Below are 6,550 nucleotides of genomic sequence, written 5' to 3'. Positions count from 1 at the left end.
GCCAGGCGCTCGCCTTTGTAGAGCCACACCTTCACGCCGATGGCGCCGTAGGTGGTGAAGGCCTGGGCGAAGCCGTAGTCGATGTCGGCGCGCAGCGTCTGCAGCGGCAGCTGGCCGTGCAGGTACCACTCGGAGCGGGCGATTTCCGCGCCGTTCAACCGGCCCGACACGCGCACCTTGATGCCGCGCGCGCCGAAGCGCAGCGCCGACTCGACCGCCTTGCGCATCGCGCGGCGGAAGGCGACGCGCTTCTCGAGCTGCATCGCCACCGACTCGCTGATCAGCTGCGCGTCGAGCTCGGGCTTCTGGATCTCCTGGATGTTGATGAAGACCTCGCGGTTGGTCTTCTTCTGGATCTCCGTCTTCAGCTTGTCGACTTCCGTGCCCTTGCGGCCGATGATGATCCCCGGCCGCGAGGTGTAGATGTCGATCTTCAGCTTGTTGGCGGCGCGCTCGATCTCGATCTTCGACACCCCGGCGTGCGCGAAGCGCGCCTTGAGCGTGTCGCGCAGCTTGAGATCCTCGTGCAGCAGCTTCGCGTAGTCCTTGTCGGCGAACCAGCGCGAGCGCCAGGTCTTGTTGAAGCCGAGCCGGAATCCGTGCGGATGGACTTTCTGACCCATTTACGCCTTCGCCTCTTTCTTCTTCGCCGATGACCTGGCCCGCGGCGCCGCCGCGGCGGCCTTCTTTTTCGGGGCCGCACCTTTGCGCCGCGGTCTCGGCGCCGCGCCCTCGGCGTCGGTCCCGGGCGCGGGGGCGGACACTTTCACCGGCTTCTCGGCGACCTTCACCGTCAGGTGCGCGGTGCGCTTCACGACGCGGAACGCGCGCCCCATCGGCGCGGGGCGGATGCGCTTCTGCGACGGCCCCTGGTTGGCGAAGCACGCCGCCACGAACAGCCGGTCGACGTCGCCGGCGAAGCCGTCCTTGTTCTGGGCGTTGGCGATCGCCGAGCGCAGGACCTTCTCGATGTCCCGCGCCACGCCCTTGCGCGCGAACCGCAGCGTCGCGAGCGCGTGATTGACGTCGCGGCCGCGAATCAGATCCAGCACCAGCCCGGCCTTCTGCGCCGAGGTGCGCACGTACTTCGCGGTGGCGTGGGCCTCGATTGCCATTACGCGCCTCCCTTGCCGCCGCCCGCGGGCGCGCCCGCCGCCGGCGCCACCGCCGCGGCCTTGTCGGCCTTGGTGGTGTGTCCCTTGAACAGCCGCGTCGGCGCGAACTCGCCGAGCTTGTGCCCGACCATGTTCTCGGTCACGTACACCGGGATGAACTTCCGCCCGTTGTGCACCGCGATCGTGTGTCCCACCATCTCGGGGATGACCGTCGAGCGGCGCGACCAGGTCTTGATGACCTTCTTGTCGCCGCTGCGGTTCATCACCTCGACTTTTTCGAGGAGGGGGACGTCGACAAAAGGTCCTTTTTTCAGCGATCTACTCATATCCGTTACCAGTTCCCAGCTACCAGCTCCCGGCTTCCAGCTCTGGCCTCGCCACAACCGGCTGGCAGCCGGGGGCTGGCGGCTGGCAGCCGAAGGCTGCTACTTCGGTCTCCGCGTGACGATGAACCGATCGGTCCGCTTGGCGTTGCGCGTCTTGTACCCCTTGGTCGGCACGCCCCACGGCGACACCGGGTGGCGGCCGCCCGACGTCTTGCCTTCACCGCCGCCGAGCGGATGGTCGACCGGATTCATCGCCACGCCGCGGACGTGCGGCCGGATGCCCAGCCAGCGGCTGCGCCCCGCCTTGCCGATCGACACGTTCTCGTGATCGATGTTGCCGACCTGGCCGATGGTGGCGTAGCACTCGATGTTGATCTTGCGGATCTCGCCCGACGGCATCTTGACCGACGCGTACTCCCCTTCACGGGCGACGACCTGGACGCCCGACCCGGCGCTGCGCGCGATCTGGCCGCCGCGGCCCGGCCGCAGCTCCACGTTGTGCACCATGGTGCCCAGCGGAATGCTCTTCAGCGGCAGCGAGTTGCCCGGCAGGATGTCGACGTTGTCTCCCGCCACGATCGTCGTCCCCACGGTGAGGCCGACCGGGTGCAGGATGTAGCGCTTCTCGCCGTCGGCGTAGGTCAGCAGCGCGATCCGCGCCGAGCGGTTCGGGTCGTACTCGATGGTCGACACCGTCGCCGGGATGTTGCGCTTGTCGCGCTTGAAATCGATCACGCGGTAGTTGCGCTTGTGCCCGCCGCCGCGCCACCACGAGGTGAGCTCGCCGTGGTTGTCGCGACCGCCGGTCCGCTTCAGCGGCTCGACGAGCGGCTTGTACGGCTCGGTGGTGGTGATGTCGTCGAACGTCTGGACGGTTTGAAACCGCCGGCCGGGTGACGTCGGCTTGTATTTTCTGATCGGCATATAAAACCCTGTCGCTGTCAATTCCCGACGACCAGCTGCCAATTCCCAACGTCGTCTGCAGGTTGGGAGCTGGGCAGTGGGAACTGGACGTTGGCCTAGGCGCCCTCCAAGAACTCAGGAATCTTTTCGCCTTCCTTGAGCTTTACATACGCCTTCTTCCAGTCCGACCGCTGGCCGACGAAGCGCCCCTGGCGCTTCACCTTGCCGTGCGCCAGCGCCGTGCGCACCCCTGCCACCTTGGCGCCGAGCAGCTTCTCGACGGCGCGCTTGATGTCGATCTTGGTCGCGCCCGGCGCCACCTCGAACACCAGCGTGCGCCCGTCTTCGCGCAGCAGCGTGGTCTTCTCGGTGATCAGCGGACGGCGGATAATCTCTGTCTGTTTCATGACCGTTTCCCGCAGCTATCCCAGGCTGTCCTGCAGCTTCTCGAGCGCCGCCTTCGTGGCGATCACATGATCCGTGTCGATCACGTCGCGGGCCGTGACCCGGGCGCTGTCCTTCAACGTGACGCCCGCGATGTTGCGCGCCGTTCGCGTGAACGCCTCGTCGTGGGTCACGTCGATCACCAGCGTCTTGCCGCGCGCGCCGAGCGTCCTGAACATCGCCGCGGTGGCCTTGGTCTTCTTGTCCGCGCCGGCCGCCAGCTTGTCGACCACGGTCAGCGTGCCGTCCGCCAGCTTGGCGGCCAGCGCCGAGCGCAGCGCGCCGAGCTTCACCTTGCGCGGCAGCGCGTAGTCGTAGCTGCGCGGCTGAGGGCCGAACACGGTGCCCCCCTTGCGCCACAGCGGATTGCGGATCTCGCCGACGCGCGCCCGCCCGGTGCCCTTCTGGCGCCACGGCTTCTTGCCCGAGCCGCTGACCAGGGCGCGGTTCTTCGTCGCATGGGTGCCGCGGCGCTCCGCCGCGTTCTCCTGGACGACCGCCTCCCAGATCAGATCGGTCTTCACGCGGCCGCCGAAGATCTCGTCCTTGAGATCGAGGCTGCCCACGGTGGCCTTCTCGCTGTTCACAACGTCTATCTTCATCTCAGCGTCCCAGCTGCTACTTCTTGCCCTTGGCCGCGGCCTTCTTCGCGACGGTGGTCTTGCCCGGCTTCTCGACCTGCGGCGCCGGCTCCCGCTTCGCCGCGACCGCCTTGCGCACCATGATGTAGGTGCCCGGCGCGCCCGGTACGGCGCCGCGGATCAGCAGCAGGTTGTTGTCGCCGTCCACCTGCACCACCTTCAGGTTGCGCACGGTGACGCGATCGCCGCCCATCCGGCCCGCCGCCCGCATCCCCTTCACGACGCGCGAGGGAAACGACGAGGCGCCGATCGATCCGGGCGCGCGATGGAACATCGAGCCGTGCGTCGCCGCGCCGCCACGGAAGTTGTGGCGCTTGACCACGCCCTGGAAGCCCTTGCCGCGGCTGAGACCGATGACGTCCACGCGCTCGCCGTCCTTGAAGACGCCGCCGACCAGCACCTGATCGCCCGCCTTCAGCGCGACCTCGCCGCCCGCCGCCACCTTCACCTCGCGGCGCACCCGCGTCGGCGGCACGTTGCCGGCCTTCTTGTAGTGGCCGCCCAGCGCCTTGTTCACCTTGGCCGGCTTGTCCTCGACCAGGCCGAGCTGCACCGCTTCGTAGCCGTCGCTCTGCGCGTTCTTCGCCTGCAGCACGACGCACGGGCCGGCCTTGACGACGGTCGCGGGCGTGACGGTGCCGTCAGCCGCGAACAGCTGCGTCATGCCGACTTTTCTACCGATGATTCCGTTCACCATGTCCGCTTCCAGCTTCCCGCTGCCAGCTTCCAGCAGCTGCCAGCTACCCGCGTCCCGCTTCCAGCCGCTGGCCGGAGGCCGGGAGCCGGCAGCTACTTGTGTTCCTTGCCGAACGCCTTGATCTCGACGTCCACGCCAGCCGGCAGATCCAGCTTCATCAGCGCGTCCACCGTCTGCGGCGTCGGCTCGAAGATGTCGATCAGCCGCTTGTGCGTGCGCAGCTCGAACTGCTCGCGCGACTTCTTGTCGACGTGCGGCGAGCGCAGCACCGTCCACTTGTTCTTCTCGGTCGGCAGCGGAATCGGCCCCGCCAGCCGCGCCCCGGTGCGCCGCGCCGTGTCCACGATCTCCGTCGTCGACTGATCCAGCACCCGGCTGTCGTAGGCCTTGAGTCGGATGCGGATCTTGTCGCTAAAAGGTGAAGCCATTTATCTGAATCCTGTCAATTCCCAACGACCAACTTCCAACTCCCGAATAACTCCCAACTCCCAACTCCCAGTCAGCGCCTGGGAGTTTTGGGAATTGGGCGTTGCCCGTTGGGAGTTGACGGCGAAGTCTCCCCTACGTCTTTCCTTGCACCCGCGCCACGACCTCTTCGCTCACGTTGTTGGGCGCCTGCTCGTACCGATCGAAGTGCATCGAGTAGCTGGCGCGCCCCTGGGTGCGTGAGCGGAGATCCGTGGCATAGCCGAACATCTCGGCCAGCGGCACCCGCGCGTTGATGATCTGCGAGCCGCCGCGCTCGTCCTGCGAGAGGATCTGGCCGCGCTTGCTCGAGATCTGGCCCATGATGTCCCCCATGTATTCCTTGGGGACGACCACCTCGACCCGCATCACGGGCTCGAGCAGCACCGGCTTGGCCTTCTTCGCCGCGTCCTGGAACGCCATCGAGCCGGCGATCTTGAACGCCATTTCCGACGAGTCGACGTCGTGGTACGAACCGTCGTACAGCTCGACGCGGACATCGTCGATCGGATAGCCGGCGAGCACGCCGCGGGTGAGCGCTTCCTTGATCCCTTCGTCGATCGGCTTGATGAATTCCTTGGGGATGGAGCCGCCGACGATCTTGTTCTCGAACACGTAGCCGGTCCCCGGCTCGCCCGGGAACACGTGGATCTTGGCGTGGCCGTACTGCCCGCGGCCGCCCGTCTGCTTGGCGTACTTCATCTCGCCGTCAGCCGGACGGGTGAGCGTTTCCTTGTAGGCGACCTGCGGACGGCCCACCGTCGCCTCGACGCTGAACTCGCGCTTCAGCCGGTCGACGATGATCTCGAGGTGCAGCTCGCCCATGCCCGCGATCACGGTCTGTCCGGTCTGCTGGTCGGTGTTGACGCGGAACGTCGGGTCCTCCGCCATCAGCTTCTGCAGGCCGGCGCCGAGCTTCTCCTGGTCGGCCTTGGTCTTCGGCTCGATCGCGAGCTGAATGACCGGCTCGGGGAAGTCCATCGACTCGAGCACGATCGGCTTCTTCTGATCGCAGATCGTGTCGCCGGTCGAGACGCTCTTCAGCCCGACCGCCGCGGCGATGTCGCCGGCGTAGACTTCCTTGATCTCTTCACGCTTGTTGGCGTGCATCTTCAGCAGGCGGCCGATGCGCTCGTTCCGCTGCTTGGTCGAGTTGTAGATGGTCGACCCGGCGGTGAGCACGCCCGAGTAGACGCGGATGAACGTCAGCTGACCGACGAACGGATCGGTCATGATCTTGAAGCCGAGCGCGGCGAACGGCGCGTCGTCGGCAGCCGGACGCTCTTCGACGGCCTCCGGCCCCTTGTCGGGATTGAAGCCCTTGATCGCCGGCACGTCGACCGGCGACGGCAGGTAGTCGACGACCGCGTCGAGCAGCGGCTGCACGCCCTTGTTCTTGAACGCCGATCCGCAGATCACCGGCACGAAGGCGGGCTCCGCCTTCTCCCCTTCGGTGTGGACCGAGGCGTTGACGCGCTTGCGCAGCGCCGCCTTGATCTCCTCCTCGGTGATGTCTTCGCCGTGGAGGTACTTCTCGAGAATCTTGTCGTCCGCCTCGCTGACCTTCTCGATCAGCTGCTCGCGGAAGTGCCTGGCCTCCTCGAGCATGTCGGCCGGAATCTCGCCGACGATGTAGTCGGCGCCCATCGTCTCGTCCTTGTAGGTGATCGACTTCATCTTGATGAGATCGACCACGCCGATGAACTTGTCCTCGGCGCCGATGGGCAGCTGAATCGCGACCGGGTTGCCGCCCAGCTTGGTCACGATCTGATCGAAGGTGCGGCGGAAGTCGGCGCCGATGCGATCCATCTTGTTGACGAAGCAGATGCGCGGCACGCGGTACTTGTCGGCCTGGCGCCACACCGTCTCGGACTGCGGTTCGACGCCGGCCACCGAGTCGAACACCGCGACCGCGCCGTCGAGCACGCGCAGCGAGCGCTCGACTTCGGCGGTGAAGTC

General features: G+C 66.7%; 9 protein-coding genes. All 9 read right to left on the bottom strand.

Going from position 1 to position 6,550, the window contains the following annotated elements:
* The coding region (gene rpsC, locus VFK57_18805; GenBank protein HET7697771.1) for a 30S ribosomal protein S3 at nucleotides 1-623 on the bottom strand (623 nt) is incomplete at its 3' end.
* The gene (gene rplV / locus VFK57_18800; GenBank protein ID HET7697770.1) at nucleotides 624-1,115 is read right to left on the bottom strand and encodes a 50S ribosomal protein L22; all 492 of its coding nucleotides are present in this window, start codon (nucleotides 1,113-1,115) and stop codon (nucleotides 624-626) included.
* A complete protein-coding gene (gene rpsS / locus VFK57_18795; protein ID HET7697769.1) occupies nucleotides 1,115-1,441 on the bottom strand; it encodes a 30S ribosomal protein S19 in 327 nt (108 codons plus the stop codon). The genes rplV and rpsS overlap by 1 nt, the downstream gene beginning before the upstream one ends.
* Nucleotides 1,442-1,540: 99 nt before the next feature.
* Complete coding sequence (gene rplB / locus VFK57_18790) at nucleotides 1,541-2,365, bottom strand: 50S ribosomal protein L2 (GenBank protein ID HET7697768.1); 825 nt, start codon at nucleotides 2,363-2,365, stop codon at nucleotides 1,541-1,543.
* Between the two features lie 95 nt (nucleotides 2,366-2,460).
* Nucleotides 2,461-2,751, bottom strand: a complete 291-nt coding sequence (locus VFK57_18785; protein HET7697767.1) for a 50S ribosomal protein L23 — start codon at nucleotides 2,749-2,751, stop codon at nucleotides 2,461-2,463.
* 15 nt (nucleotides 2,752-2,766) lie between these two features.
* Nucleotides 2,767-3,390 carry a 50S ribosomal protein L4 gene (rplD, locus tag VFK57_18780; GenBank protein HET7697766.1) on the bottom strand — a complete coding sequence of 208 codons (624 nt, stop codon included), beginning with the start codon at nucleotides 3,388-3,390 and terminating at the stop codon, nucleotides 2,767-2,769.
* 16 nt (nucleotides 3,391-3,406) lie between these two features.
* Nucleotides 3,407-4,126: a 50S ribosomal protein L3 gene (gene rplC / locus VFK57_18775; protein HET7697765.1), complete on the bottom strand. Its 720-nt coding sequence runs from the start codon at nucleotides 4,124-4,126 to the stop codon at nucleotides 3,407-3,409.
* Nucleotides 4,127-4,218: 92 nt separating this feature from the next.
* The gene (gene rpsJ, locus VFK57_18770) at nucleotides 4,219-4,554 is read right to left on the bottom strand and encodes a 30S ribosomal protein S10 (GenBank protein ID HET7697764.1); all 336 of its coding nucleotides are present in this window, start codon (nucleotides 4,552-4,554) and stop codon (nucleotides 4,219-4,221) included.
* Nucleotides 4,555-4,687: 133 nt separating this feature from the next.
* Nucleotides 4,688-6,550 (bottom strand): elongation factor G (fusA, locus tag VFK57_18765; GenBank protein HET7697763.1); only part of this gene is annotated, 1,863 nt, incomplete at its 5' end.

The organism is Vicinamibacterales bacterium, assembly GCA_035699745.1.
Lineage (GTDB): Bacteria > Acidobacteriota > Vicinamibacteria > Vicinamibacterales > 2-12-FULL-66-21 > JAICSD01.
This window is presented reverse-complemented; position numbering and strand designations above follow the sequence as displayed.

Coding starts and splice junctions, on each gene's coding strand:
- rplV (HET7697770.1), bottom strand. CDS start 1,115: ATGGCAATCGAGGCCCACGCCACCGCGAAGTACGTGCGCACCTCGGCG.
- rpsS (HET7697769.1), bottom strand. CDS start 1,441: ATGAGTAGATCGCTGAAAAAAGGACCTTTTGTCGACGTCCCCCTCCTC.
- rplB (HET7697768.1), bottom strand. CDS start 2,365: ATGCCGATCAGAAAATACAAGCCGACGTCACCCGGCCGGCGGTTTCAA.
- VFK57_18785 (HET7697767.1), bottom strand. CDS start 2,751: ATGAAACAGACAGAGATTATCCGCCGTCCGCTGATCACCGAGAAGACC.
- rplD (HET7697766.1), bottom strand. CDS start 3,390: ATGAAGATAGACGTTGTGAACAGCGAGAAGGCCACCGTGGGCAGCCTC.
- rplC (HET7697765.1), bottom strand. CDS start 4,126: ATGGTGAACGGAATCATCGGTAGAAAAGTCGGCATGACGCAGCTGTTC.
- rpsJ (HET7697764.1), bottom strand. CDS start 4,554: ATGGCTTCACCTTTTAGCGACAAGATCCGCATCCGACTCAAGGCCTAC.